At 72.3% G+C, this 26,486-nt stretch carries 20 protein-coding genes; 8 read left to right on the top strand and 12 right to left on the bottom strand.

Annotated features, from left to right (window positions below):
- The first annotated feature begins 18 nt into the window (after positions 1–18).
- The 5 genes from Dfulv_RS27370 (at position 19) to Dfulv_RS27390 (ending at position 5,626) form a co-directional block, all read left to right on the top strand.
- Entirely contained in the window at positions 19–1,083 is a 1,065-nt protein-coding gene (locus Dfulv_RS27370) for a methyl-accepting chemotaxis protein (RefSeq protein WP_259856321.1), read from the top strand.
- A gap of 154 nt (positions 1,084–1,237) precedes the next feature.
- Positions 1,238–3,610: a helix-turn-helix domain-containing protein gene (locus Dfulv_RS27375; protein ID WP_259856322.1), complete on the top strand. Its 2,373-nt coding sequence runs from the start codon at positions 1,238–1,240 to the stop codon at positions 3,608–3,610.
- 261 nt (positions 3,611–3,871) lie between these two features.
- On the top strand, positions 3,872–4,765 hold the full coding sequence (locus Dfulv_RS27380) for a hypothetical protein (RefSeq protein WP_259856323.1): 894 nt from the start codon (positions 3,872–3,874) through the stop codon (positions 4,763–4,765).
- Between the two features lie 224 nt (positions 4,766–4,989).
- Entirely contained in the window at positions 4,990–5,148 is a 159-nt protein-coding gene (locus Dfulv_RS27385; RefSeq protein WP_259856324.1) for a hypothetical protein, read from the top strand.
- Between the two features lie 43 nt (positions 5,149–5,191).
- Positions 5,192–5,626 carry a hypothetical protein gene (locus Dfulv_RS27390; RefSeq protein WP_259856325.1) on the top strand — a complete coding sequence of 145 codons (435 nt, stop codon included), beginning with the start codon at positions 5,192–5,194 and terminating at the stop codon, positions 5,624–5,626.
- Between the two features lie 29 nt (positions 5,627–5,655).
- Here the strand turns inward: Dfulv_RS27390 and Dfulv_RS27395 are convergent, their stop codons facing one another.
- Both Dfulv_RS27395 and Dfulv_RS27400 read right to left on the bottom strand, forming a co-directional pair.
- On the bottom strand, positions 5,656–6,657 hold the full coding sequence (locus tag Dfulv_RS27395; protein WP_259856326.1) for a coiled-coil domain-containing protein: 1,002 nt from the start codon (positions 6,655–6,657) through the stop codon (positions 5,656–5,658).
- A gap of 77 nt (positions 6,658–6,734) precedes the next feature.
- Positions 6,735–7,904 (bottom strand): L,D-transpeptidase, encoded by a 1,170-nt coding sequence (locus Dfulv_RS27400; RefSeq protein WP_259868211.1) that lies wholly within the window; start codon positions 7,902–7,904, stop codon positions 6,735–6,737.
- 160 nt (positions 7,905–8,064) lie between these two features.
- Here Dfulv_RS27400 and Dfulv_RS27405 point away from each other — a divergent pair, with 160 nt between their 5' ends.
- Positions 8,065–8,754, top strand: a complete 690-nt coding sequence (locus Dfulv_RS27405; RefSeq protein ID WP_259856327.1) for a TVP38/TMEM64 family protein — start codon at positions 8,065–8,067, stop codon at positions 8,752–8,754.
- A gap of 28 nt (positions 8,755–8,782) precedes the next feature.
- On the opposite strand, the gene Dfulv_RS27410 is transcribed toward Dfulv_RS27405, so the two are convergent.
- Together Dfulv_RS27410 and Dfulv_RS27415 are read right to left on the bottom strand one after the other, a co-directional pair.
- Positions 8,783–9,715 carry a M56 family metallopeptidase gene (locus Dfulv_RS27410; RefSeq protein ID WP_259856328.1) on the bottom strand — a complete coding sequence of 311 codons (933 nt, stop codon included), beginning with the start codon at positions 9,713–9,715 and terminating at the stop codon, positions 8,783–8,785.
- The gene (locus Dfulv_RS27415) at positions 9,712–10,083 is read right to left on the bottom strand and encodes a BlaI/MecI/CopY family transcriptional regulator (RefSeq protein ID WP_319805696.1); all 372 of its coding nucleotides are present in this window, start codon (positions 10,081–10,083) and stop codon (positions 9,712–9,714) included. Before Dfulv_RS27415 ends, Dfulv_RS27410 begins: the two co-directional genes overlap by 4 nt.
- A gap of 510 nt (positions 10,084–10,593) precedes the next feature.
- On the opposite strand from Dfulv_RS27415, the gene Dfulv_RS27420 reads away from it, so the two are divergent.
- Positions 10,594–10,830, top strand: coding sequence for a hypothetical protein (locus Dfulv_RS27420; protein WP_259856329.1), 237 nt, complete (start codon positions 10,594–10,596; stop codon positions 10,828–10,830).
- Positions 10,831–10,845: 15 nt separating this feature from the next.
- Here Dfulv_RS27420 and Dfulv_RS27425 read toward each other — a convergent pair whose 3' ends face one another.
- The 6 genes from Dfulv_RS27425 to kdpF form a co-directional block, all read right to left on the bottom strand.
- The gene (locus tag Dfulv_RS27425) at positions 10,846–12,816 is read right to left on the bottom strand and encodes a potassium transporter Kup (protein WP_259856330.1); all 1,971 of its coding nucleotides are present in this window, start codon (positions 12,814–12,816) and stop codon (positions 10,846–10,848) included.
- Between the two features lie 258 nt (positions 12,817–13,074).
- Complete coding sequence (locus Dfulv_RS27430) at positions 13,075–15,666, bottom strand: sensor histidine kinase (protein WP_259856331.1); 2,592 nt, start codon at positions 15,664–15,666, stop codon at positions 13,075–13,077.
- 12 nt (positions 15,667–15,678) lie between these two features.
- Positions 15,679–16,527, bottom strand: coding sequence for a potassium-transporting ATPase subunit C (locus Dfulv_RS27435; RefSeq protein ID WP_259856333.1), 849 nt, complete (start codon positions 16,525–16,527; stop codon positions 15,679–15,681).
- A gap of 1 nt (position 16,528) precedes the next feature.
- A complete protein-coding gene (kdpB, locus tag Dfulv_RS27440) occupies positions 16,529–18,622 on the bottom strand; it encodes a potassium-transporting ATPase subunit KdpB (protein WP_259856335.1) in 2,094 nt (697 codons plus the stop codon).
- Between the two features lie 44 nt (positions 18,623–18,666).
- A complete protein-coding gene (kdpA, locus tag Dfulv_RS27445; protein WP_259856337.1) occupies positions 18,667–20,328 on the bottom strand; it encodes a potassium-transporting ATPase subunit KdpA in 1,662 nt (553 codons plus the stop codon).
- Complete coding sequence (gene kdpF, locus Dfulv_RS27450; RefSeq protein ID WP_259856339.1) at positions 20,328–20,417, bottom strand: K(+)-transporting ATPase subunit F; 90 nt, start codon at positions 20,415–20,417, stop codon at positions 20,328–20,330. The genes kdpA and kdpF overlap by 1 nt, the downstream gene beginning before the upstream one ends.
- Positions 20,418–20,819: 402 nt before the next feature.
- Between kdpF and Dfulv_RS27455 the strand changes: the two genes are divergently transcribed.
- A complete protein-coding gene (locus tag Dfulv_RS27455) occupies positions 20,820–21,770 on the top strand; it encodes a hypothetical protein (RefSeq protein ID WP_259856340.1) in 951 nt (316 codons plus the stop codon).
- A gap of 210 nt (positions 21,771–21,980) precedes the next feature.
- Here the strand turns inward: Dfulv_RS27455 and Dfulv_RS27460 are convergent, their stop codons facing one another.
- Complete coding sequence (locus Dfulv_RS27460; protein WP_259856341.1) at positions 21,981–22,883, bottom strand: tetratricopeptide repeat protein; 903 nt, start codon at positions 22,881–22,883, stop codon at positions 21,981–21,983.
- Positions 22,880–26,452, bottom strand: a complete 3,573-nt coding sequence (locus Dfulv_RS27465; protein ID WP_259856342.1) for a protein kinase domain-containing protein — start codon at positions 26,450–26,452, stop codon at positions 22,880–22,882. Before Dfulv_RS27465 ends, Dfulv_RS27460 begins: the two co-directional genes overlap by 4 nt.
- Positions 26,453–26,486 lie beyond the last annotated feature (34 nt).

Below are 26,486 nucleotides of genomic sequence, written 5' to 3' on the forward strand. Positions count from 1 at the left end.
GCGATTGGAAGTACGACGATGGCATCGCTGCTGGAACGGTTCGGAACCGGACGATCGCGGGAAACCGAGGCCGAACAGGTCCGCCGCGACGTGGTGACCACCGCGCTGGCTCCGGTGCCGGCGTACTGCGACGTGATCACGGCCCACCTCACCGACGTCGTGGAGCACACCGAGACGGCGGCGCAGTCCATCGTGTCCCAGCTGGCGCACGTCGATGCCTTGGCCGAGACGATGGCCGGCAACGTCGACGGGCTCGCCGGCGCCCTCCAGCGCACGCAGCAGCAGGTCGGCGAGGCCGGCGACACCAACGCCCGCCTCGTCGACCGGCTGGTCCGCTACTTCATCGAACGCGACCGCCAGGTGCGCGACCTCGTCAACGAGATGCGTGACCTGCGCACCCACGTCGCCGCGATCGAGGAGGTCAGCCGGGCGACGAACATCCTCGCCCTCAACGCGATGATCGAGGCGGTACGGGCAGGCGAGGCCGGCAACGGCTTCGCCGTCGTCGCCGACGAGGTCCGCAAGCTCGCGGACCGGTCATCCGGCGCGGCCAGCGGCATCGGTACCAGCATCGCCGACCTCACCGCCCGGCTCGACGCCGTGCTGGAGGACGACGGCGGCTTCGACCGGGTCGACGACACGGCGGAGGTCGACCTGGACAGCCCGACCGGCAGCGCCATGACCCGGCGGCTGGCCGGGATCGCGGCGGCGCAGCGGGAAGTGACCGCCATGATCGGCAACGTCCTGGACGAGACCGTCCGCGCCGCCGACGACGTGCGCCGCAGCTCCGACGCGCTGACCGCGGAGACGACCGGTGCCGTGGGGCACGTCCAGTTCCAGGACATCAGCCGCCAGATGATCGAGCACGTGGTCGCCGCCGTCGCCGACGTGCGCCGGGAGGCTCTCGACGTGCAGCGGTACGCCAGCGGCGAACTCCCGCCCGACGAGGTGCTCGGCCGGGTGGTCGACGTCGAGGACCTGCGACGACGCCACGTCATGACCCGCCAGCGCATGACCCACACCACCACCACCACCGGCGGCCGGGCCGCCGACGACACGGCCGACGCGATCGAGCTGTTCTGATCTCCGGACGGTCCGCGCTGTGACGCACCAGACCGGACCGCGGGCCGGCGAGCGCACCGGCGCTGCCTGACGTCACCACCATGAGCGCGGACACCGCGGGCCGTTACGGTACCTGGTACATCGAAGTCCACGGCTCGGGGTCGGGGGTTTGAGGGTGTTCGGCGACATCGTCCGGAGCCACCGGCGGCGGCTGGGACTGACGCAGGAGGAACTGGCCGCCAAGGCCAACCTGAGCGTGCGCAACATCGTCAAGATCGAGGGCGGCCGGATCACCGAGCCGCGGCCGCTCACCGTGCGGCTGCTCGCCGACGCGCTCGGCCTCACCGGCGCCGACCGCGACGGGTTCCTGCGGTCCGCGACCGGCGAGACGACCGAGCCGCCACCGACCGGGCCGTCACCGGTCGTGGTGCCGGCGCAGTTGCCGCCCGACGTGCCGGCGTTCATCGGCCGTGAGGAGCAGCTGGCGGCGCTCGATGCGATGACCGCGGTGGCCGCCGATCAGCCGACGGCGGTGACCGTCTCGGTCGTCTCGGGCACCGCCGGGGTGGGCAAGACCGCGCTCGCGGTCACGTGGGCGCACCGGGCACGCGGCAGGTTCCCCGACGGGCAGGTGTTCGTCAACCTGCGGGGCTACGACCCGGACCGGCCGATGACCGCGGCCGATGCGCTGGCCCGGCTGCTCGCCGCCCTCGGGGTCGCCGCTCAGGACGTCCCCGCCGACCTGGACGACCGGGTCGCCGCCTACCGCACACGGCTCGCCGACCGCCGCGTGCTCGTCGTGCTCGACAACGCGTCGTCCGTCGAACAGGTCCGCCCGCTGCTGCCCGGCACGGCGTCCTGCGCGGTCCTGGTCACCAGCCGCGACTCCCTGGCCGGCCTCGTCGCCGTGGACGGTGCCCGGCGCATCGACCTTGATCCGCTGTCACCCGCGGACGCGCACACGCTGCTGCGCCGGCTGATCGGCGCGCGCGTCGAGGCGGATCCCGGTGCCGCGACCACCCTCGCCGAGCAGTGCGCCCGGCTGCCGCTGGCGCTGCGTGTCGCCGCGCAACTGGCGGTCTCGCGGCCCGCCGAGGCCCTCGGCGAACTGGTGGCCGAACTGGCCGACCAGCGGCAGCGGCTGGACCTGCTCGTCGCCGGCGACGACGTACGTGCCTCGGTGTCGGCCGTGTTCTCCTGGTCGCTGCGGCACCTGCCGGCGGACGCCGCACGAACGTTCCGGCTGCTCGGCCTGCACCCGGGTCCGGACCTCGACCCGTACGCCGCCGCATGCCTGACGGGCGCCGACCGGCGGCAGGCACACCGCACGCTGGAGCTCCTCGCCCGCGCGCATCTCGTCCATCCGACCGCCTCCGGCCGGTACGGCATGCACGACCTGCTGCGCGCCTACGCCTTCGGCCTGACGGCCGGCGATTCCCGGCAGGACACGGAAGCGGCACAGCGCCGGATGTTCGACCACTATCTGTTCACCGCGGCGGCGGCCATGGACCTCCTGCACCCGGACGAGGGCCGCTACCGGCCGGAAGTGCCCCCACCGGCCACGCCGAGCCCGTCCCTGACCGATCACGACACCGCCCGCGGCTGGCTGGACGCCGAACGGGCCGTCCTGATCGCCGTCGTCGCCCACACCGCCGCTCACGGCTGGCCGGCGCATGCGGTCCGGCTCGCCGCCGTCCTGTTCCGTCACCTGACCATCGGCCACCCCGCCGACGCGCTCGCCGTCCACGGCCACGCCGCCGACGCCGCCCGGACGACCGGCGACCGGGCCGGTGAGGCCGAGGCGGTCAACGGCATCGGCTGCGCGCTGCTGGGGCTGGGACGGTACGCGTCCGCGATCGAGCACCTCGAACAGGCCCTGCTGCTGTTCCGGGAGATCGGCGATCCGTTGGGCCAGGCCCGCGCCCTGAACAACCTCGGCATCATCGAGGAGCGGCTCGGCCGCCACGCGCCGGCCGCCGCCCGGTTCGAGGAGAGCCTGCGGCTGTTCCGGCAGGTCGGCGACCGCTCCGGCGAGGCCCGCGCCATGAACAACCTCGGCCTCGCCGAGGGATGGCTGGGCCGGCACCGCACGGCCGAGGAGCACCATCGCACCGCCCTCGCCTTGTACCGGCAGCTGGGGAACCGCGCCGGCGAGGCGCACGCGCTGACCGACCTGGGACTCGTCGAGCAACGGCTGGGCCGGCCCGGACCGGCCGCCGAACACCACCGGCAGGCACTCCCGTACTTCCTCGGCGCCGGCGACCGGACCGGGGAGGCATGGGTGCGCAACGGTCTCGGCGAGACCGCACTCGCCACCGGCGACCCCGCGGGCGCCGTCGCCCAGCACACGTCCGCGCTCGAGGCCGCCACCGGGGTCGGTGCCCGCGACCAGCAGGCCCGGGCGCACCTGGGCCTCGGCGACGCCCGTCTCGCCCTTGACGACAGGGCCCGCGCCCGCGAGCACTACGGCCGGAGCCTGGCCCTCTACACCGAACTCGGCCTGCCCGAGACCGATAAGGTCCGCGCCCGTATCGACGCCCTGGAGTGAAGTACCGATCAAGTACCGGCGCCGGTCCTGGTACCACCCGTCCCGATCGACAATCGTGAGAGTGATCGCCGGATCGCTCGACGAGGTGGGGGCCATCGGGGGCGTCGAGCGATCCTCGACGCCGGTGCGCTGTGTGGAGACCCGGCTGCCGGGGTAGACGCCGCGCATGAACGGGCAGCCGACGCGGGAACGGCCGGGCGGGACCGCTGGGGACGCTGAGCCCGACCGGCTCCTCGGCCGCACGAGCCTCGGACCGGGCTTGTGAGCACGGTACCGGCGGCGGCGCTCGCCTTCGCGACGGCGGGCGCCGCCGGGTACGGCGTCGCCTCCGTGCTGCAGTCCGTCGGCGCGCGGCGCGGTGCCGGGCTGGCGCGGACGCTGCGCGATCCGGTCTACCTCGGCGGCATCGTGCTGGATCTGCTGGCCTGGCTGGCCTCGCTCGTCGCGCTGCGCGCGCTGCCGGTGTACCAGGTGCAGGCCGTGCTGGCCGGTTCCCTGGCGGTGACCGTCGTGGTCGCGCGGATCTGGCTGTCGGCCCGGATGCGGCCGGTCGACGTGGCCGCGGTCGTGGTCACCGTCGCCGCCCTCGCGGCGCTGGCCGTGTCGTCCGGCCCGCAGGGCCCGGCGCGACCGCCCGGCGTGGTGCGCCTCGGGCTGGCGCTCGCGGCGGTTCCGGTGGCACTTGCCGGCTGGGCCGGTGCCCGCCGGGGGCCGCCGGGGCTGAGCGCCATGCTGGCCGGGCTGGCCTTCGGCGGTGCCGCACTGAGCGCACGCGCGGCCACCCTGCCCGCGCACCCGCTGTCGAGCCCGCTGGCCGCCCTCACCGTGGTCGTGGCGGAGCCGCTGGTCTGGGCTCTGGCGGCGTTCGGCGTGACCGGCATGCTGCTGTACGCGCACGCACTGGAACACGGCGAGGTCGGGCCGGTCACCGCCGTGCTGTGGATCGTCGAGGTCGTCGTGCCGTCGGCGGTCGGGGTCCTGCTGCTCGGAGACACGGTGCGGGCCGGCTGGGGCATGATCGCCGCGGCGGCGGTCGTCGCCACCGTCGTCGCGGCGGGCGTGCTGGCCAACGCACCGGCCAATGCCGTTGTCACGTCTGCGCGGGAACAGGCATCGGCGGGACCAGCAGACAAGCCAACCCGACCGCCGGCATGACGACACCCCCGGACGAGCGGGAACCGGCCGGCACCGAAGGCATAGGCGTCGACGGCGGCGATGCCCAGACGGATGTGCGTCACGTCGCCGGTATCACTGCTGAGTGAACCGTCGTGAATCAGCGCTCACCATGCTGCGATCATCATGCAACACACATGGCCACCTTCACGATACGTCACTGATCGACTACTCTGGACGCGCTGCCGATCCGGGAAGGAGCGACAATGCCGAAGAAGATCCTCAGATGGGGTGGCTTGGCATTCCTGGTGTTCTTCGTGGCGTACCGACCGGAGTCGGCGGCGAACATCGTGTCCACGGTGGGCGGCAGCCTGCTCGACCTCGCCAACGGCTTCGGCGAGTTCTTCTCCACCGTCTTCAGCTGACACCGTCCGCGCGTGCCGTCCACCTCCCGGCCCGCGCAGCACGGTGGGCGCCGACGAGGCGGCCCTCGACGCGTGGTGGGCGCAGCGGACGGCGGCGGCCCTGGCGCCGTTGCTGGCCGCCGTGCGGGCCCGCGCACCGTTCGGGCTGCGCAACCTGTGGGGCAGCGTCGCCGACGAGGTGACCGGCACCGCGATCCGGGTCGCGCAACTGGCCGGCCGGGACGCCGAGGCGGCCTGGGCACGCGCGCAGCGGCTGCTCGACGCGCTCGCCCCGCACGCGCCGGTGACACCCGCCCGGGGCACGCCGTGCCCGGTGCGCCATCCCGGCGGCCGGCAGCTGTTCCAGGTGCGCGGGACCTGCTCCCTGTACTACCGCAGCATGGTGGAGACCTACTGCGACACCTGCCCGTTGCGGGACGACGACTCGCGGCAGCGCCGCCTGCGGGCCTACCTCATCGAATCCCAGGCCGCAGCCTGACCCCGCTGCGGCCGTAGGGTCGCGAGGCGCTACTGGATCGACAGGTGGACGTGGTTGTAGTGGTCACCGGCGGGGGTGCCGTCACCGCCGTAGGACTTCCAGCCGCTGCTGGGCTGCCAGATCCGCTTGTACCAGATCACGTACTTCACGCCGAGGTTCTTCGCGTTGGCCACGCACCAGGCCGCCAGGTTGTCGCCGTACGTCTTGTCGGCACCTGTCGCTCTCGCGTTGACGAACGTCTTCGCGTTGGCCGAGAAGTCGCATGCCTTGCCCAGTGGATGGTCACCACCGCCGCCGCTGCGGAAGCAGGACGTGTAGTGCGTGTAGCCGGCCTGGCGCGCCGCGTTGTACGCGTTGAGCATGCGGGGCGAGATGCAGCCGCTCGTCGTCGGGTCGTCGGCCGTGCACCCCTGCTTGGGGAATGAGCCGTCGGCGTTGCGTCCCGACGAGCTGGTGGTGACCTTGCCACCGGACGGGCCGCTGGTGTCGGCGCCGCCGCCGGCCTTGCGCAGCGCGTCCTCGGCGGCCTTCTTGTTGGCCTCCATGATCTTCAGCTGCGCCTGCTGGTTGGCCACCGCCGCGGCGATGTCCTTCTGCTGCTGCTCCAGCGTCCGCCGCGTCTCGGCCAGCTCCCGCAGCGCCCGGTCGTCACGCGACAGCACGTATTCGACGGTGACCATGTTGTGCAGCATGGTCTCGGGGTCGCTGCTGCCGATGACGACGTTGGCCAGGCTGACCCGGCGGCCGCGGTAGGCGGCGTTGGCGACGACACCGGCCGACGCCTCCAGCTCGACCAGCCGGGCCTGGGTCTTGGCGAGCTGCTCGCCGATCGCGGCCTGGTCGGCGACGGACTTGTCGAGCCGGCCCTTGGCGTCGTTGTACTCCGCGAGGGCCTTGTCCAGCGCCTGCCGGACGGTGAGATTCTGCCCGCCGTCCTCGCCGGGCTCTGCGGACGCGGGGCTGACGACCCCGACCACCAGCAGGAGTGTGGTGGTCAGGAGCGTGAGGATCCGGGTCGCAGCTGTCAGCATCGCGGAGCAGCATATCGAAGCGCCGTCAAGATGCCATCTTGGCGGATTGTCACCGATCCGTCACCGATCACCGGTCGTCATTGGATGGCGCTGCCCTTGACGTACTGCTCCCAGCTGATGTCCCAGTCGGTCCAGCCGTTGCCCCACTTCACGTGCTCCTCGGTGTCCCGGATGATCACCGGGTCGCCGATGAGGGTCTGCTGCCACAGCCACTTCGCGTTGGCCTCGGACAGGTTCGTGCAGCCGTGGGAGACGTTGCGCTTGCCCTGGTGCTGGACCGACCAGGGTGCCGAGTGGAAATACTCACCGTCCCAGGTGAGCCGCTGCGGCCAGTACACCTTCATCCGGTAGCCGGCGTCGGAGTCGGACGGGACACCGAAGGTCGACGAGTCGAACCACTCCCACTCGTTCTTGATCATGATGATGAAGTGGCCGCTCGCGGTCGGGCTCGACGGCTTGCCGAGGCTGACCGGGCAGGTGCGCACCACCTGGCCGTCCTGGGTGACGGTCAGCTGCTTGGTCTTGTTGTCGACCTCCATGAGCAGCTTCCGCCCGACGGTCGCCTGCACCGTGACGTCCCGCTCGCCGACCCACTTGCCGCCGAACGACAGTCCGCCGACGGCGGCCCGCAGCGACAGCGTCGTGCCGGGCTGCCAGTACTCCTTGGGCCGGAAGTGGACCTCCTTGCCGTTGAACCAGTGCCAGACACCCTCCTGCGGCGGGTTGCTGGTGACGAGCAGGCGGCGCTGGACCGCCGCCCGCTGGTCCTTGGTGACGTCGACGCCGAAGTTGACGATGAGCGGCATGGCGACGCCGACGGTCTGCTTGTCCTGGATGACGCTGGAGACCTTGGCGAGGTTCGCCGGCTTCTTCATCGTCGTGAACGTGGTCGTGGTCGTGACGTCCTTGCCGTCACCGCCCGCGACGGTGAGCTTCACCGTGTACTGCGTGTTGTAGGAGAGCTGGAGCGCCGGCCGCCAGGTCGTGCCGTCGGGCTGGAGGTGCCCCTCGATGCGGGTGCCGGCGGCGTCGAGCAGCTCAACGTCGGTGCGGGTCGCGTTGGCGACGGTGACGGCGATGTCCGTCGCCGTCGACACCGACGCCGCCGCGTCGGCGGGCGTGGCGATCTGGCCGGTCGCGGGCGGGGCGCCGGACGGCGAGGGAGAGGGCGATCCGGCGGCGCCGGACGGAGTCTTGCGTCCCGGCTCGGTGCACGCGGCGGTGACGGCCGCAGCGGCCCCGAGCATCAGCACCGCGCGACGACTTGCACCGGTTGTCCGATGGATCCCGCTCCGCCGCTCTACCATACCCACCGATCAGCCCTCCCCGGACGGACCAACCACGCCTTCGATGAAGGCGACAGCATAGCTCCTACGATCAATAGGAATCATCGGCCATACTGCCGTGGTGCACCGCCCCTCCCCCACCGCTGTCCGATTCGTCGCGTTGATCGGGTTCGTGGCGGCACTGGCGGTGCTCGGCGGCACCGTGCTGGTGCCGCGCGCCGACGCGATCATCGCCGCGGTCCGGGATGCGGGGGTCGTCGCTCCCGTGCTCGCGGTGACGGCGACCGCCGTGCTGATGGTGGCGCTGGTGCCGCGTTCACTGCTGGCGGTGGCCGCCGGCGCACTGTTCGGGGCCGTCGCGGGCGCCGCATACGTGCTCGCGGGCGCGGTCCTCGCGGGCGTCGCGGCGTTCACCGCCGCCCGGGTCCTGGGCCGTGACTTCACCGTCGCCCATCCGCGGCTGCGCCGGGCGGACGCCTGGCTCGACCGCGGCGGCCTCCTCGCGGTCGCGGCGCTACGGCTGCTGCCGGTCGCCCCGTTCGGCCTGGTCAGCTACGCGCCGGGCGTGACGGCGCTGCGGTTCCCGGTCTACGTGGCGGGCACCGTGCTCGGCATGGTGCCGAGCACCGTCGTCTACGCCGTCCTCGGTGCCGGCGCCACCCGGCCGGGCAGCGCCGCGTTCCTGCTCTCGGGCCTGGTGGCGCTGCTCATGGCGGCCGCGACCACGATCGGCGCACGCCGCGCCGGCCTGCGCCGGCGCGACACCGGGCCGGTCCCCGAGGCACGGACCGAGCCGTCGCGCCCGGGGTGAGCGCGCCCCGACGAGCAGAGCCGGGGTCTCAGTGCAGGGCGAGGCACCGGTCGAGGACGGCGAGCGCGACCGGCACCGCCGGCAGCAGCGCGGCCGAGACGCCCAGGGCCCGGGCGGTCGCCCTCGGCAGCGGTGCCGGCGGGCGCAGGAGCCGCTCGAGGCGTTCGGCGGTGTCGCCGCCGTCGACGGCCAGGACCGTCGCGTCGCCCGTCCCTGCGGCGCGGGTCTCGGCCATGGTGACCAGGGCGCGGGCCAGGGTGAGCGGGCGGTTGGAGCGCGTGGCGACCTCGTCGGCGCGCAGTTCGACCAGCCGGCACACCTGGGCGTGGGCCAGGATGGACATCGGGACACGCGGGAAGGCCCGGTGCAGCATCCGCACGGTGCGCAGCAGCCAGTAGTGCCGGCCGGTGGCGTGTGCCCGCTCGTGGGCCATGACGGCGTGGACCTGGTCGGCGGTGAGGTGGCGCAGTGCCCCCGAGGTGATCACGACGTGCCGGTGGCCGCCCGGGACCAGGTAGGCGGCCGGGTGCGGCGACGGCATCACGGTCGCATCCAGGGCGGGCAGGCGCGAGCCGAGCAGTCGCATCATCGTGCGCAGCCGGCGCCCCTGGGCCCGCTCGGTCCCGATGACCCGCCAGCCCGCGTGGAGCAGCCGGGCCCACATCGCCACCAGCAGGGCCGCACCGGTCCCGGCGACGGCCTGGGCCGGGCGGCCGTGGTGGCCGAAGAGGGCGTCGAGGCACAGACGCCAGGCCGTGCAGACGACGTCGTCGGCGTCGCCCCAGTGCAGCATCGAGGCCAGCCCGGCCAGGACCACCGAGAGGAGCGTGGCCGCGCACAGCATCTGCCAGACGAACAGCGCGAGGCCCGGTGCCCGCACCACCCAGCCGGCCCGCGCCAGCCTGGGGGCGCACCCGGCGGCCAGCAGCGCGGCGAACCCGGCCAGCAGCAGCACGGTCACGAGCCGGAGATCTTCCGCTCGTAGCTGTCCAGCGCCGCGCGCAGTGCGACCGCCTCCTCCAGCGTCATCTGCCGCACGAAGTCCAGCAGCGCCACCTCCCGGTCGCCGCTGCCCGACAGCGCCTCCCGCATCAGCCCGGCGCCGTACTGCTCGCGGGTCGCGACCGTGCGGTACCGGTGCGCCTTGCCCTCCCGCTCGCGCTCCAGCCAGCCCTTGCGGAACAGCTTCTCCATCACCGTCAGCACCGTCGTGTAGGCCAGGGGCCGGTCCCGCACCAGCGCGGTGTGCACCTGCCGCACGGTCACCGGCGCGGTGAAGTCCCACATCTGCTGCATCACCGCGGCCTCAAGGTCGCCGAACCCGCGCACCGCACCTCCCGCACATCGATCAGCACCGAACCGCTCGAACTGCAGATGGTACGACCCTATCGGGCGAGCATCCTCCGACGATCCGTAGGATGCGGTGCGGACAGGGCTCGGCTCAGCCGCTGCCCGCGCCGCACCGGTCGCCGAGCAGGTGGCGGAGCCGGTCCTGCGACCGGGAGAGTGCCCGGCGGCGGTGGAGGCGGCCGGCCACGGACGACCCGGGACGTCGTGCTGCACCCTCCGACGGCCCGTACGAGATCGACGGCGCCGGATCATCCGACGGGAAGCTCGTCGGCGCGGACGCGGTCCGGCCGGGCGGGCAGGCCGGGCTCGCCGCCCCTCACCAAGATCCGCAGGGACGTGCCCGCCACGCACAGTCCGGGCAGCTCGCTACACGATCATGACCGCGCAGATGCTTGTTGCACTTGCAACTTAAAGAATCCTAAAATCCGGCGTGACCATGCACCTCATTCATGTCCGCCGAATCGCAGCACGGCGTCCAGGGGGCCCGCGATGAAGCCGCCGGGCCATGGCTTCGAGCTGCTGCTCACCGAGGCGGACTACCGCTACGGCTCGGGACCGCTCCGCATGCGCATCGAGGTGATCGACCACGCGGGACGGCTGCACCTCGACGGCGAGTTCTGGCTGCCCGTGCACGGCACCCGGCTGCGCTTCGACGGCGTCGAGGCCGGCACCGTCCAGCTCCTGGTCCGAGCCGCCCGCCTGCCGGAGCGCCCACCGGCACGGTGACCGGGTGCGGGCGGGTCACACTTCGACGTGTGAGCCCATGATGACCGTGCGGTCGCGGGGCAGGCCGAAGTGCTCGGCGGCGTCGGCGGTGAGGTACGAGGTCGCGATGAACAGCTTCTTGCGCCAGGTCGCCATCGTCGGCTTGTCCCCGCTGCGGAGCTCGATCTTCGACAGGAAGTACGACGCCTGGTCGAGCTGCAGCTGCCCCTCGGTCCCCGCCGGGTCGAGCATCCGCAACGCGGCGGGCACGTCGGGTGTCTCCATGTAGCCGAACCGCACGGTGACGTGGATGATCCCGTCGTCGGCGTACCCGAGGTCGTCGACGACGATCCGCTCGTCCGCCGGGACACGCGGCACCGGCTCGGTCCGGATCGACATGATCAGGACGTGTTCGTGCCGCACGTGGTTGTGCTCGACGTTGGCCCGCATGGCCAGCGGCGCGGTCTCCTTGCCGCGGTTGAGGAAGACCGCCGTGCCCGGGACCCGCTGCGTCAGCGACCCGTCGGCGCGCAGCCGCGCGATGAACTCACTCAGCGACCCCTCACGCCGGCGGCGCTCCGCGGTGACGACCTCACGGCCCCGTTGCCAGGTGGTCATGACGGTGAACGCCGTGAGGCCGATGAGCAGCGGGAGCCACGCCCCGTGGGCCAGCTTGGTCAGGTTGGCCGCGACGAACAGCAGGTCCACCGCCAGCAGCACGCTCGCGCCCAGGCCGATCAGCCACAGCGGCGCGTGCCACCGCCAGCGGGCGACGTAGAAGAAGAGCAGGGTGGTGATGGTGATCGTACCGGTGACGGCCATGCCGTACGCGAAGGCGAGCGCCGCCGAGCTGCGGAAGGCGAAGACCAGGGTGAGCACCGAGATCATCAGCAGCCAGTTGATCCACGGGACGTAGATCTGGCCGATCCTGGACTCCGAGGTGTGCAGCACCCGGAGCCGGGGCAGGTAGCCGAGCTGGGCGGCCTGGGACGCGACCGAATACGCGCCGGTGATCACCGCCTGGGAAGCGATGACGGTCGCCGCCGTCGCCAGCAGGACCGCCGGCAGCCGTCCCCAGGACGGTACGAGCAGGAAGAACGGGCTGCTGATGTGCGCCGAATCCTGGAGGATCAGCGCGCCTTGGCCCAGGTAGCTCAGCACGCACGCGGGGAACACCAGGATCAGCCAGGCCCGGGTGATCGCCCGGCGGCCGAAGTGCCCCATGTCCGCGTACAGCGCCTCGGCGCCGGTGACCGCGAGCGCCACCGTGGCCAAGGCGAAGAACGCGATCCCGAAGTGGCCGGCGAGGAAGCCGACGGCGTAGGCCGGCGACAGCGCCTCGAGGATGGCCGGGTACCGGACGATGCCGGCCACCCCGCACGCGCCGATGGTCACGAACCAGAGGATCATCACGGGCCCGAACATCCGGCCGACGGCCGCGGTTCCCCGGCGCTGCACCATGAACAGCGCCACAATGATCACCGCCGTGATCGGCACCACCAGTGACCCCAGCGGCGGTTCGACGACCTTGATGCCCTCGACCGCGGACAGCACCGAGATCGCCGGGGTGATCATGCTGTCGCCGAAGAACAGGGCGGCGCCGAAGATGCCGAGCCCGGCCAGCATGAAGGCCGCCCGCCGGCCCTGGTGCGCACTCCAGCGCCGCAGCAGGGTGATCAGCGCCATGATGCCGCCCTCGCCGTCGTTGTCGATGCGCATCGCCAGCAGCACGTACGTGACCGTGACGATGATCATCACCGACCAGAAGACGAGCGACACCACACCGAACACGTTCTCGGTGCTCACCGGCACCGGATGCGGGTCAGCCGGGTTGAACACGGTCTGCAGGGTGTAGATCGGGCTGGTCCCGATGTCGCCGAACACCACGCCGAGCGCACCGACGACCAGCGCGAGCCTCGCGGTGTCGCGGGCGCTCGGGCCGTGCGCCGCCGACGACCCCGCCGCGGACGCGCTGTCCGGCGTGGTCGGTCGCTGCCGGCTCGTCACGGCGGTCCTCCTCGCAGCAGATGGCTGCCGGTCGTGCCGGACACCCGAAGGCATCCCTGCCGGACACTACGCCGGCCCCGGACGGGCGGGCCGCTCCGCCCGGCGATCGGGGCGTATGAAGTTCGTCAAGAACGCAGGAAACCCTGGACCCGGGCTTGTCCCCGCGACGGGTGCGGCGTGCCCACGCACCCGGAATCACCCTGCGACTCACCCGGAAGAAGGGTGCCTGACGACGGCCACCGTCCTCCGCGCCGCACCCTACCGGCATCCCTGGTCGCGGGCCTCCCTTCCGGTGCGTCTGATGTCCAGATGCGCCAGCAGCACAGGATCGGCGTGGTCGACGGCCCGTTCGGCGCTGGGCAGGGCGAGGGTCATGGTGAGGCCGCCGCCCGGGGTGTGCTCGGGCAGCAGGGTGCCGCCCATGGCCTCGGCCAGGCCGCGGGAGAGCGCGAGGCCGAGGCCGACGCCGGTGGCGTTGTCGCGGTCGCCGAGGCGCTGGAACGGCTGGAACACGCGCTCACGGTCGGCGGTCGGGATGCCCGGGCCGTGGTCGATGACGCGGATCTCCACCTGGCCGGCGTGCTCGCTCACGCTGATCAGCGGCGGGGTGCCGGGCGGGCTGTGCCGAACGGCGTTGGCCAGGACGTTGACGAGGACCCGTTCGAGCAGCGCCGGATCGGTGTACACCTCGGGCAGGTCGTCGGGGATGCTCACCCGGACGCCGGCGGCGGACGGGCCGAGGTCGTCGATCGCGTGGGGCACCGCCTCGGCGACGCTGACCGCGTGCGGCGTCATGGCGAGGGCACCGGCCTGCAGGCGGGACATGTCGAGGAGGTTCTCGACGAGGCGGGTGAGCTTGTCCAGCGACTCCTCCGCCGTGGCCAGCAGCTCCTCCTGGTCGGCGGGCGAGAAGGCGACGTCGTGGCTGCGCAGGCTGCCGACGGCGGCCTTGGCGGAGGCGAGCGGGGTGCGCAGGTCGTGGCTGACCGCCGACAGCAGCGCCGTGCGCAGCTTGTCGACCTCCTCCAGCGACCGCGCCGTGGCGGCCTGCTCGCCGAGGCGCTGCTGGCGCAGCGCGATCACGGCGTGCGCGGCGAACGCCTCGATGAGCCTGCGGTCGGACGCCTGCAGCGGATGCCCGCGCAGTACCAGCGAGACGTCGTCGTTGATGGGGACCTCGGTCTGCCCCTCCGAGGGCGTCGTGCACGGCTTGCCGCCGACGGACGCGACGATCCGCCAGGCGCCGCGCTCGGTGGACCGCTCCAGCAGCGTGACGCTGATCAGGCCGAAGGACTCGCGGACCCGCTCCAGCAGGGCGTCGAGCGGGTTGTCGCCGTGCAGGACGCTGCCGGCGAGGGTGGCGAGGGTCTGCGCCTCGGCCGAGGCGCGGGCGGCGTCCCGGGCGCGGCGGGCGGCCCGGTCGACGACGGTCGCCACCGCCATGGTCACGAAGACGAACGCCACCAGCGCGAAGACGTTCTCCCGCTCGGCGACGGTGAGCCGGTGCAGCGGCGGCGTGAAGTAGAAGTTCAGCAGCAGGAAGCCGCCCACGGCGCAGACCAGCGCCGGCAGCAGCCCGCCGACGAGCGCGACGGCGACGGCGAGGACGAGGTAGGCGAGGATGTCGCTGGGCAACGCCATCTCGGCGCGCAGCTCGTCCAGGACGAGGGTGAGGACCGGCAGGCCGGCCAGTGCGAGGGCGAAGCCGAGCAGCCGCCGGCGCAGGGTCAGGCCGCTCTCGCCCTGCCCGAGCCGCAGGCGTCCGCGCCGGGCCTGCTCGTGGCTGACGAGGTGGACGTCGATGCTGCCCGACTCGGCGGTCGTGGTCGCGCCGACCCCGGGCGCGAGGATCTGGGCGAACCGGCCCCGGCGGCTGGCGCCGAGGACGAGCTGGGTGGCGTTGACACCACGGGCGAAGTCGAGCAGCGCGGCCGGGACGTCGGCGCCGACGACCTGGTGGTAGGTGCCGTCGAGGCTCTCCACGAGCAGCCGCTGGCGGGTCAGGTGGGCGGGGTCGCCGCCGGAGAGCCCGTCGCCGCGCACGACGTGCACCGCCATGAGGTCCGCGCCCTTGGTACGGGCGGCGACGCGAGCCGCACGCCGGATGAGCGTGTCGCCCTCGGGTCCGCCGGTGAGCGCGACGACCACCCGTTCGCGGGCCTCCCACGTCGTGTCGATGTTGTGGTCGGCGCGGTACCGGTCGAGCTGTTCGTCGACCTTGTCGGCCAGCCACAGCAGCGCGAGTTCGCGCAGGGCGGTGAGGTTGCCGACCCGGAAGTAGTTGCCGAGCGCGGCGTCGATCCTCTCCGGCCTGTAGATGTTGCCGTGGGCCATGCGCCGGCGCAGGGCCTCCGGGGTCATGTCGACCAGTTCGATCTGCTCGGCGCGGCGGACGACGGCGTCGGGAACCGTCTCGCGCTGCGGGACGCCGGTGATCTGCTCGACGACGTCGTTGAGCGACTCGAGGTGCTGGATGTTGACCGTGGTGAGCACGTCGATGCCGGCGTCGAGCAGTTCCTCGATGTCCTGCCAGCGCTTGGCGTGCCGGCTGCCGGGCACGTTGGTGTGTGCCAGCTCGTCGACGAGCGCCACCTCGGGCCGGCGGGCGAGGACGGCATCGAGATCGAGCTCGGTGAAGGCGCTGCCGCGATACGTCATGTTCTGGCGCGGCACGATCTCCAGGCCGTCGAGCATGGCCTCGGTGAAGGGGCGGCCGTGGGTCTCCACGAACCCGACCACCACGTCGGTGCCGCGTTCCTTTCGGCGCCGCCCCTCCTCCAGCATCTTGTAGGTCTTGCCGACGCCGGGCGCGGCGCCCAGATACACCCGCAGCGTCCCGCGCGTCGTCATCCTCGCGCCTCCTTACGCGACCCGGTCGAGGGCCAGGTTGAGCTCGAGGACGTTGACCGCCGGCTCGCCCATGAATCCGAGGGCGCGGCCGGTGGTGTGTTCGTCGACGAGCCGGCGCACCGCGTCGGCCGACATGCCCCGTGTGGCGGCGACCCGTGGGATCTGCAGTTTCGCGTAGGCGACGCTGATGTGCGGGTCGAGGCCGCTGCCGCTGGCGGTCACCGCGTCGGCCGGGACGGCCGGCTTGTCCGGGGCGTTGCCGAGGACGGGGGTGGTGACGCCCTTGCTGTAGTCCTCGCCGGGCTTGGCGCACTCGACGGTGGCACCCTGCCAGTTGGTGACGAACGGGGTCGCGGGGCATGCCTCGTTGAGGCTCACGGCGCGGGTGACCGGGCCGGTGGAGCCGTCGCGGTGGAACACGGCGAGGACCGCGCCGACGCCGTCCGGTGTGCAGTACGGCCGCCTGCCGTCGACGCCTTCGAGTTCGCCGATCGCCTTGCTGCGCGAGCAGACCAGGGTGAGCAGGCTCGCCCTGCCGGGGGAGTCCACGACGCTCTCCGGGCCGAGGTTGCTCGCCGAGGTGGCGGTCGGGTCGTAGCCGTCGCCGGCTGCCGACGGGCGCGACTGGAAGTACCGCTTCAAGGGATTGCCGTCGGCGTCGGTGAACGACTGGCCGACCAGGCTGCTGCCGACCGTCGAGCCGTTCTTCTCGACGAGCGAGCCGTCGGCCTTGCCGGCCAGGCCCGGGATCCGGGCGACGGCGACCATGAACAAGGGATAGGCCAGGCCGAGCACGACGGTGAGGACGACGACCGCGCGCAGGGCCGCGAGGTGCTGGGCGAGCCAGGCTGGGAGTCGCATGTCAGATTCCCGGAATGCAGTGGATGAGGAGGTCGATGAGCTTGATGCCGATGAAGGGGACGATGATGCCGCCGAGGCCGTAGACGAGCAGGTTGCGGCGCAGCATGGCGGCGGCGCTGCCGGGCCGGTACCGCACACCGCGCAGGGCGAGCGGGATGAGCGCGACGATGATGACGGCGTTGAAGATGACCGCGGAGAGGATCGCCGATTCGGGTGAGGCCAGGCGCATGATGTTGAGCTTGTCGAGACCGGGGTAGATCGCGGCGAACATCGCCGGGATGATCGCGAAGTACTTGGCGATGTCGTTGGCGATGGAGAACGTGGTCAACGCGCCGCGGGTGATGAGCAACTGCTTGCCGATCTCGACGATCTCGATGAGTTTCGTCGGGTCGGAGTCGAGGTCGACCATGTTGCCGGCCTCCTTCGCCGCCGAGGTGCCGGTGTTCATCGCGACCCCGACATCGGCCTGGGCCAGCGCCGGGGCGTCGTTGGTACCGTCACCGGTCATCGCGACGAGCTTGCCGCCCTGCTGCTCCTTCTTGATCAGCGCCATCTTGTCCTCGGGCGCCGCCTCGGCCAGAAAGTCGTCGACCCCGGCCTCCTCCGCGATCGCCCGAGCGGTCAGCGCGTTGTCACCGGTGATCATGACGGTGCGGATGCCCATGCGGCGCATCTCGTCGAAGCGTTCCCGCATGCCCTGCTTCACCACGTCCTTGAGATGGATGACGCCCAGGGTGCGGGCCGGCTGGCCGTCGACGTGCTCGGCCACGACCAGCGGCGTGCCACCGGAGCTGGAGATGGCGTCCACGATGGAGCCGACCTCCTCGGTGGGGCGGCCACCGTTCTCGCGGACCCATTTCATCACCGCGGTCGCGGCGCCCTTGCGGACCTTCCGGTCGCCTTCCAGGTCGACGCCGGACATGCGGGTCTGCGCGGTGAACGGCACCCAGGTGGCGTGCGTCAGCTCGCCGGTGGTGCGCTCCCGCAAGCCGTGGTGCTCCTTCGCGTACACGACGATGCTGCGACCCTCCGGCGTCTCGTCGGCGAGACTGGACAGTTGGGCGGCGTTCGCCAGGTCCTCGGTGGTGACACCCTCGACGGGCACGAACTCGCCCGCCTGCCGGTTGCCGAGGGTGATGGTGCCGGTCTTGTCCAGCAGCAGCGTGTTCACATCACCGGCCGCCTCGACCGCCCGACCGGACATGGCAAGCACGTTGCGCTGCACCAACCGATCCATACCAGCGATACCGATCGCCGACAGCAACGCCCCGATCGTCGTCGGAATCAGACAGACCAACAGCGACACCAGCACAATCCCGGCCACCCCGTCGGCATTCAGCGCCGCAGAATCCGGGGCGAACGCCCGCACCCCCTTCGAGAAAATCGCGAGAGGCTGCAGAGTCGCCACGGCAAGCAGAAAAACGATGGTGAGCGAAGCGAGCAGGATGTTCAACGCGATCTCGTTCGGCGTCTTCTGCCGATTCGCACCCTCAACCAACGCGATCATCCGATCGATGAAACTCTCCCCCGGCCGCTGCGTGATCCGCACGACAATCCGGTCCGACAACACCTTCGTCCCACCGGTCACCGCCGACCGGTCACCACCGGACTCCCGGATCACCGGCGCCGACTCACCGGTGATGGCCGACTCATCAACCGACGCGATACCCTCGATCACATCACCGTCACCCGGAATGACCTGCCCAGCCTCCACCACCACCACATCACCCCGCCGCAACTCCGGCGCCGGCACCGGCTCCTCGACACCGCCGACCAACCGCCGGGCCACAGTGTCCTGCTTCGCCCGGCGCAACGTGTCCGCCTGCGCCTTACCCCGACCCTCGGCAACAGCCTCGGCAAGATTGGCGAACAGCACCGTCAGCCACAGCCACACCGTGATCGCCCACGCGAACACACTCGGATGGACAACGGCGAGGACGGTCGTGAACACCGAACCGACCTCAACGATGAACATCACCGGGTTACGCCACAGCGTGGCCGGGTTGAGCTTGCGCAACGCGTCGGGCAGCGACTTCCACAACTGGGCCGGGTCGAGCAGACCGCCGGCGACCCTGCGCGGCGTCAGGGTGGTCATCGGGGTTCCTTGAGGCAGGTGTTGCCGGGACAGGGTTGGGGTGGTCATTGGATGCCTTCCGCGAGCGGGCCGAGCGCCAGCGCGGGCAGGTAGGTCAGCGCGACCACGATGATCGTGACGCCGACGACCATGCCGACGAACAGCGGCTGGTAGGTCTTCAACGTTCCGGTGGACTCGGGCACCGGCTGCTGCCGGGCGAGCGACCCGGCCAGGCCGAGCACGAAGATGATCGGCAGGAACCGGCCGAACAGCATGCACAGCCCGAGGGCGATGTTGTAGAAGGGCGTGTCGGCACTGAGGCCCGCGAAGGCGGAGCCGTTGTTGTTCGACGCCGAGGTGAACGCGTAGAGCACCTCGGAGAGGCCGTGCGCGCCGGTGTTGAGCATCGACGAGCGCGCGGTGGCCGAGCCCATCGCGACCGCGGTGCCGACCAGGACCAGCGCGGGGGTCGTGAGCAGGTAGAGCGACGCGAACTTGATCTCCCGCGAACCGATCTTCTTACCCAGATACTCCGGCGTACGACCCACCATGAGCCCCGCGACAAAAACCGTGATGACGGCGAGGATCAACATGCCGTACAACCCCGAACCCACACCACCCGGAGCCACCTCACCCAGCATCATGTTCAACATCGTGATCATGCCGCCCAACGCCGTGTACGAGTCGTGGAACGAGTTCACCGCACCCGTCGACGTCAACGTGGTGACCGCCCCGAACGTCGCCGACTGGGACACCCCGAACCGGGCCTCCGTGCCCTCGGTGGCGGCGCCGACCGCAGCCGGGACCGTGCCACCCGGGTTCACCTGCAGGGCGTTGATCGCGACAACACTGGCGACCGCGATGATCGCCATGATGCCGGCGATCGCCAGACCCTGCCGCTTGTCGCCCACCATCCGCCCGAACACACGAGGCAGCGTGAACGGGATGAACAGGATCAGGAACAACTCGATCCAGTTCGTCCAGCTCGTCGGGTTCTCGAACGGATGCGCACTGTTGGCGTTGTAGAACCCACCACCGTTCGTACCCAACTCCTTGATAACCTCCTGACTGGCCACCGGCCCGCCGGTGATGGCCTGCGACCCCCCACCCAGAGTCACCACATCGGTACCACTGCTGAGGTTCTGCACCGCACCGCCGGCGATGAGCAGGACCGCGCCGACGACGGCGACGGGCAGCAGGATCCGCACACAGACCCGCACCAGGTCGACCCAGAAGTTCCCGAGCCGATCCGTCTTCGACCGGGCGAAACCCCGCACCAGCGCGACCGCGACGGAGATACCGACAGCGGCGGAGGCGAAGTTCTGCACCGCCAGACCCGCCATCTGCACCAGATGACCCATCGTCGACTCACCCGAGTACGACTGCCAGTTCGTGTTCGTCACGAAACTGACCGCAGTGTTCCAGGCCTGGTCCGGCGCGACGGGCCGCATCCCCAGCGACAGCCACAGGTGCTGCTGAACGCGCTGGAACAGGTACAGAAACAGGATCGAGATCGCCGAGAAGGCCAGCACACTGCGGGCGTAGACACCCCAGGACTGCTCACCACCGGGATTGACACCGACCGCACGGAAGAACACACGCTCGACCCCGAGATGGCGCGACGAGGTGATCGCCTTGAACATGTAGTCACCGAACGGCCGATACACCACCACCAGGGCCAGGACCAGCGAGACGATGAAGACGACGCCCGCGGTGGTGGGGCTCATCAGAACCACTCCGGAAAGAGCAGCGCAGCGACCAGGAAGGCGGTCAAGGCGACCGCCAGGATCAGGCCGACGAGGTTCTCGGCGCTCACAGCCGCTCCACCGCCCGCACCGCCAGGCCGAGGATCGCGAACGCCGCGATCGTCAGCAGCACGAACACCACATCAGCCACTGCGACTTGCCTCCTTGTTCGGGGATATCGACGCGAGTCCGTCGCCGTGGAGCCACGTCCGCAGCCGGACCACGTGCCTCCGGCGCCGGAGCACCCTGCGCGTGAGCGCCCCCAGCCAGCCCAGCCACGATGCCCTGTCCATCGAGCACCCGCCTCGACACTCGGCGAAGGACCTTCCATCCGGTCCGGTGCCAGTCAAAGTCGGGCCGTATCGACTGCCCATACGCCTTGACGAAATCCCTACGCCCACGGCGCGTTTCTTGACGGTTTTCCTACGCCGGCGGGTCAGCGCTGAGCGGTCCGGCCCGCCTACAGTGTGCTGATGCGCACGGCATGGGGGCTGCTGATCGCCTGGGCGGGCGCCGCCCTGTGGTCGATCAACCTGACGCTCGTCGATCCGGCCGAGTCGTCGCCCGACGCGTTCGCCTCGAACAACAGCTACTGGGCGCGGGACCTGCGCATCATGGCGGTCGTCGCCGCACTGGCCGGCCTGCTGCTTGCCCTCCGCGGCCGGCGCTGGCAGGTCGTCTTCGGCGCGGCGGCGACCTGGTTCGGGACGGACATGGTCCTCGACCGCCTGGACGTGCAAGGCGTCGCCGCCGCGGTCGGCACGGCCACGGCGGCGGGCCTCGCCGTGGCCGCGTTCGCCGCGGTCGCGGTGGTCGCCCGCCGGCCCCCGGCCACCTCGGGCCGGACGCCGTTGCTCGTCGCGGCGTGTGTGGCCGCGGCGACGGCACCGGTGGCGGCGGCCACGGAGTCGCCCACCGACACCGAGGCGGCGTTGACGCCGCTGTCGGTGGCGGTCGGCGCCCTGCTGGTGCTCGCCGCTCTCGGCTGCGCATGGTCCGCCGCGCCGGACGGCCGCCTCATGCGGCAGCGCCTGCTGGCCGTCGCCGCAGCGGTGACGGTCGCGGCCGGGTGCATCACGGTGCTGCGCCTGATGGCACCTGACGCACGGCTGCCGATACTGCTGCTGTTCGGCGGACTGCTCCTCGCCGCGGTCGCCGTCATCGGCGGGGCGGCCGCTCCGGCGCGGGCGGCAGTGGTGAGCCTGACGGCGTATCCGCTGCTCGCCATCGGCGCGGTGGTCGCCGCGTTCGTGACGGCACCGCTCGCCGAACTGTGGACGACGGCAGCGGGTGACCCACCGGTCAACGCCGCGGACACGGACCTCTTCACGTCGGTGCTCGGTCTGGTGATCGGCCCGGCGTACGCCCTGGCGCTACTGGCGCTGGGGTGGACGGCGACCGCTCATCCGGAGCAGGACCGGTGAGCGGACAGGTCGACCTGGATGGCCGCCGCGGGCACGACCGGGTCCGCGACCCGGCACACCGAGAGCAGGAGGCGCACGCGCGGGAGGGGCGGCCCGCCCCTCCCGCGCGTCACCCGCTGCCGGCCGTCAACGGCGTCGCGTCACTCGTGGCCGGGTCTTCCCGTCCGGCCCGTTCAACGGCCGTACCGATCCGCCGCCCGGTGATCGCCCTCAGCGCCCGCCGCGCAGGCCTTCGGCGATCTGCGCCGCCTGGCGCGCCTCCTCGACGCGGCCGAGCTGCTCCAGCGCCTTCGCGCGGTTGCGGTAGTTGTCGTAGTCGTCGGGGCCGTCGTTGATGGCCACGTCGATCGCCGCCAGCGCGTCCTGGTAGCGGCCGAGCTTCAGCAGGGCCGCACCCTTCGCGCCGAACGCGTAGGCGCGGGCGTTCGGCACGTCGTCGGGCGTGTTACCGGCGTCGATGACCCGGATCGCCTCGTCGGCCGACCGTACCGCCTCCTCCATCCGCCCCATGTCGCTGAGCGTGACCGCCTTGTTCACGAGCGCGCTGACATAGCGGGGCTGGACGGCGAGCGCCCGGTCGTACGCCTCGACGGCCTTGGCCATGTCGTTCTGCGCGCGGTGGATGCCGCCGATGTCGTACATCGCCTGGACGTACCCCGGGTCGAGCTGGATCGCCCGCTCGAAACCGGCGATCGCCTCGGCCGGGCGGCCGAGAAGGTTCAAGGCGAGGGCCCGGTCGAAGTGGGCCGTGACGTAGCCGGGCCGCTGCCGGACGGCCTCGTCGAACGCGGCCAGGGCCTGGTCGAGCTTGCCCTCGACCGCCAGGTCGTAGCCGCGGTCGTGGAGCTCGACGACGGCCGCCTTGGGCCGGCCGACCACCGCCGCACGCCGGCCGCCGTCGACGACCTTGGCGCCGCAGCTCTTGCAGCGGGCCGCGGAGAACAGGCCACCCTTGGGCAGGCAGCGGTCGCAGTACGTCTTGTGGCAGTCGGGACAGATCTGGAACTCGATCGCGTAGTGCTCCGGGTCGTTGCGGGCGACCGGGCTCCCGCCGGGCACGGAGGAGACGGAGATGAGCCGGGTGCAGCCCCATCCGGAGCAAGAGAGGATCATTGCTGTTTGCCTTTCCGCTGCAGTCGTCCGACCAGCCGCGACCACGCCGGGCCGGCGGGATGGTCGATGGAGGTGCGGGCGGGCCCGGCAGGCGTCACGGCCGCCGCCGCTGCCCGCACCGCGGTGCGGCCGGCCCCGCCGAGGCCGGCGTCGCGGAGCCGGGCGAGGAGCAGGTCCTCGTCGGCGCCGTACGTCACGAGCCACGGCCGGGCGGCCTCGTCCCAGCCGTCGTGCGGCTGGAAGGCGTAGTCCCAGTCGAGTTCCCACACCCGGGTCTCGTCGGTGCGGCTGCTCGCCAGGGCGGTGCGCCCGTCGGCGCTCAGCTCGACGGCGATGCCGTCACCGGCCGGGCCTTGCAATACCTGGAGGCACCGCCCGGCGTGCAGGTCCCAGACGCGGACCGTGCCGTCGTCGGCGGCGGACAGGGTGAACCGGCCGTCGGCGGTGGGCGCCAGGGACGTCACCACCCCGGTGTGCCCGGTGAGCACGTGCCGGCACTGCCCGGTCACGAGGTCCCAGACCCGGATGGTGCGGTCCGCCGACCCTGAGTGTGCGGTCCGCCCGCCGGCGTCGACCGCGACGGCGGTGATCTGCGCCGTGTGGCCGTACATGAGACCCCCGAGCTCACCGGTGGTGAGGTCGATCTGCCAGAGCGCGCTGCCTTCGAGGCTCGGTGCTAGGCCGGTACGCCCGTCGAGCGAGACCGCCACCGACTCCCGGCCGTTCGCCTTGCCCGGCATGGCGCGCACGCACTGCCCGGTGGTGGTGTCGAGGACGCACACGCCACCGGTGGACAGCAGCGCGAGGGCCTCGCGGCCGGTGCCGGTGAGCTCGACCGCGAGCACCCACCCCTCGTGCGGATGCAGCACCCGGACCTGCCGGCCGTGGGCGACGTCCCACAGCCGGACGGTGCCGTCCCCGCCGCCAGAGACCGCGAAGCGTCCGTCGGCACCGACGGCGACCGCGGACACCTGGCCGCGGTGCCCGGTGAGCACGTGCCGGCACTGCCCGGTCACGAGGTCCCAGATCCGCACGGTGTGGTCGTGGCCGCCGGTCACCGCGTACCGCGAATCGGGCGTGAAGGCGAGGTCGGTGGTGGCGTCGCCGTGCCCGGTGAGGGTGTGCAGCCGCTCGCCGGTGCTCAGGTCCCAGATCTGCGGGGGCATGCTGTTCCCGGAGCGCAGCGCCGCGAGCCGCCCGTCCGGGCTGAGCTGCGTCCGGCCGCTGCCCGGCAGTTGCCGCACCGGCCATGCGCCCAGCAGCCCGGTCCTGCGCCCCGAGCGGCCCAGTGCCGCCCACCGGTCGACGATACGGCGGTCGCGCTCGTGGCCCGGGACGGCCCGGGCGGTGCGCAGTTCGGTCGCGGCCCGCTCCAGGTCACCGGCGGCGGCCGAGCGGTCGGCGCGGTCGAGGGCGGCGCCGACGAGGTCCGCGGCCCGGTTCAGCTCGGTGGCGGCGCGCGGCCGGGCATAGCTCCACGGCGCCGGCGGGCCCGGCGGGGTCAGCCGCCACAACCGGGCGGCGCCGTCCGCCCCGCCCGACAGCCCGATCCGGCCGGCGGCGTCGAGTGCGACCGCCTGCACCCAGCCGTCGTGTCCGGGCAGGGTCCGCAGGCAGCGGCCGGCGGTCAGGTCCCACACCTCGACGGTGTCCCCGGCCTTGGCCAGGCCCCACCGGCCGGTGGTATCGACCGCCGCCGGACCGGCCCAGTCCGGCGGTTTCGGCCGGTGCCGCACCGGCCGGCCGGTCACCGGGTCGACGTGCTCGACCCGCTCGCCGTCGACGACGACGGCCACGGAGGGGGTGAGCAGGACCGCCGGCCGGTCGGGCAACGGCCCGGACCGCACGAGACCACCGGTGGCGGTGTCCCAGACCCGCATCCGGTACATCGACTGCGACCACTTGATGACGTGCCGGCCGTCGGCGCTGAAGGTGACGCCGCCCCGATCCGACGGCCCCCGCTGCTCCTGCTGGAGGGTGTGCACCAGCCGGCCGCCGGCGGTGTCCCAGACGAGGACGGAGCCGCCGAGGGTGTCGGCGACGAGCAGGCCGCCGTCGCCGGTGAGGGCGAGGGACCGGATCTCGCTCGGGTGCGCCAGCCGGTGCCTGCACTGCCCGGTGGCGGTCTCCCAGATCAGGACCGTGCGGTCGTCGCCGCCCGAGGCGAGCAGCCGCCCGTCGCCGCTGAACGCAAGCGCGGTCGACCTGCGCGGATGCCCGTCGAGCCGGTGCAGGCAGCGGCCCGAGGCGACGTCCCACACGCGGACGGCACCACCCTCGCTGCCGGCGGGGGTCGGTGAGGTGTTCTCCTCGCCGCCGGTCGCCGCGAGCCGTCCGTCGGGGGTCAGGGCGACCGAGCCGACCCAGCGCTGGTGGCCGCGGAGGACGATCGACGCGACCGGATCGCCGCGCTCCCGGTCGACGGCCGCGACGGACCGGTCGGCGCCGACCTCGGTGAGTTCGGCCAGCAGGTGGGCGTCGGTCTGCCGGCCGGTGCGCCAGCGGTGCAGGCCGCGGTTGTGGACCGTGTGCGGGTGGTGCGGGTCGACCCGCAACGCCTGTTCCCACAGCGTTTCGGCCTGGTCCGGATAGCCGAGGTCGAGCATCGACAGGGCCCGGTTCGACAGGCCGTCGGCCCGCAGCGTCGCCGGTGACGGCGCGGCGCGGGGGTAGGGCTCGTCGAGCGCCGCGGCGTGGACGGCCGCCAGCCGCTCCGCCAGTTCGGCCATCCGCGGGCGGGCGGCCGGATCGGGCAGGAAGCACTGCCGCAGCACCGGCACCAGGTCGTCCGGCATGGGCGGCGGCACGGCGCCGGGCGGCCCGGCCGGTGCCGGGTCGCCCAGGAACGCCTCGAGCACGTCGGCCCCCGCCGCGCCGTAGGGCGTCGGCATCCCGCCGACGAACATCTCCAGCACGCTCAGCGCCCACGACCACACGTCGGTCGCCCGGGACAGCTGCACCCGCCCGCCCGACGCCTGCTCCGGTGAGCAGTACGCCGGGGTCATGCCGCCGTACGTGACGAGCACGCTCGCGCCCGCCGGCGCCTCCGCCGGCTCCCCCGCGAGCACCCGCGCCTTCGCCAGGCCGAAGTCGGTGACCTTCGCGCTCCCGTCGGTGGTGAGCATGACGTTGGCCGGCTTGACGTCCTGGTGGACCATGTCGTGCCGGTGCGCGTGCTCCAGGCCCCAGGCGAACTGCACAGCGACGTCGAGGATGCGCCGCAGCGCGCGGTCCGGGCCGCCCTCGTACAGCCGGCCGGTCCGCACCGCGTCGGCGAGGCTGCCGCCGTCGACCCACTCGGCGAACACGGCCGGGGTCCGGTCGACCCGGCGCACGTACGCGCAGCTGACGATGTTCGGGTGCAGGCCGAGCGACACCCACGACTCGGCCTCGGCCTGGAACAGCTCGCGGCCGGAGGCCGAGGCGACCAGGTCGGAGCGCGGGGTCTTCACCGCGAGGTCGACACCCCAGCCGTGGTGCCGCACCCGGTACACCAGGCCCATCCCGCCGGTTCGGATGACGTCGAGCACCTCATACAGCTCAAGGATGGTCTCGCCGGGCCGCCACATGCCCGGCGATGGTACTAGGGCGGTCACAGTGGAC

This window comes from Dactylosporangium fulvum, assembly GCF_025137375.1.
In the GTDB taxonomy this organism is placed as follows: domain Bacteria; phylum Actinomycetota; class Actinomycetes; order Mycobacteriales; family Micromonosporaceae; genus Dactylosporangium; species Dactylosporangium fulvum.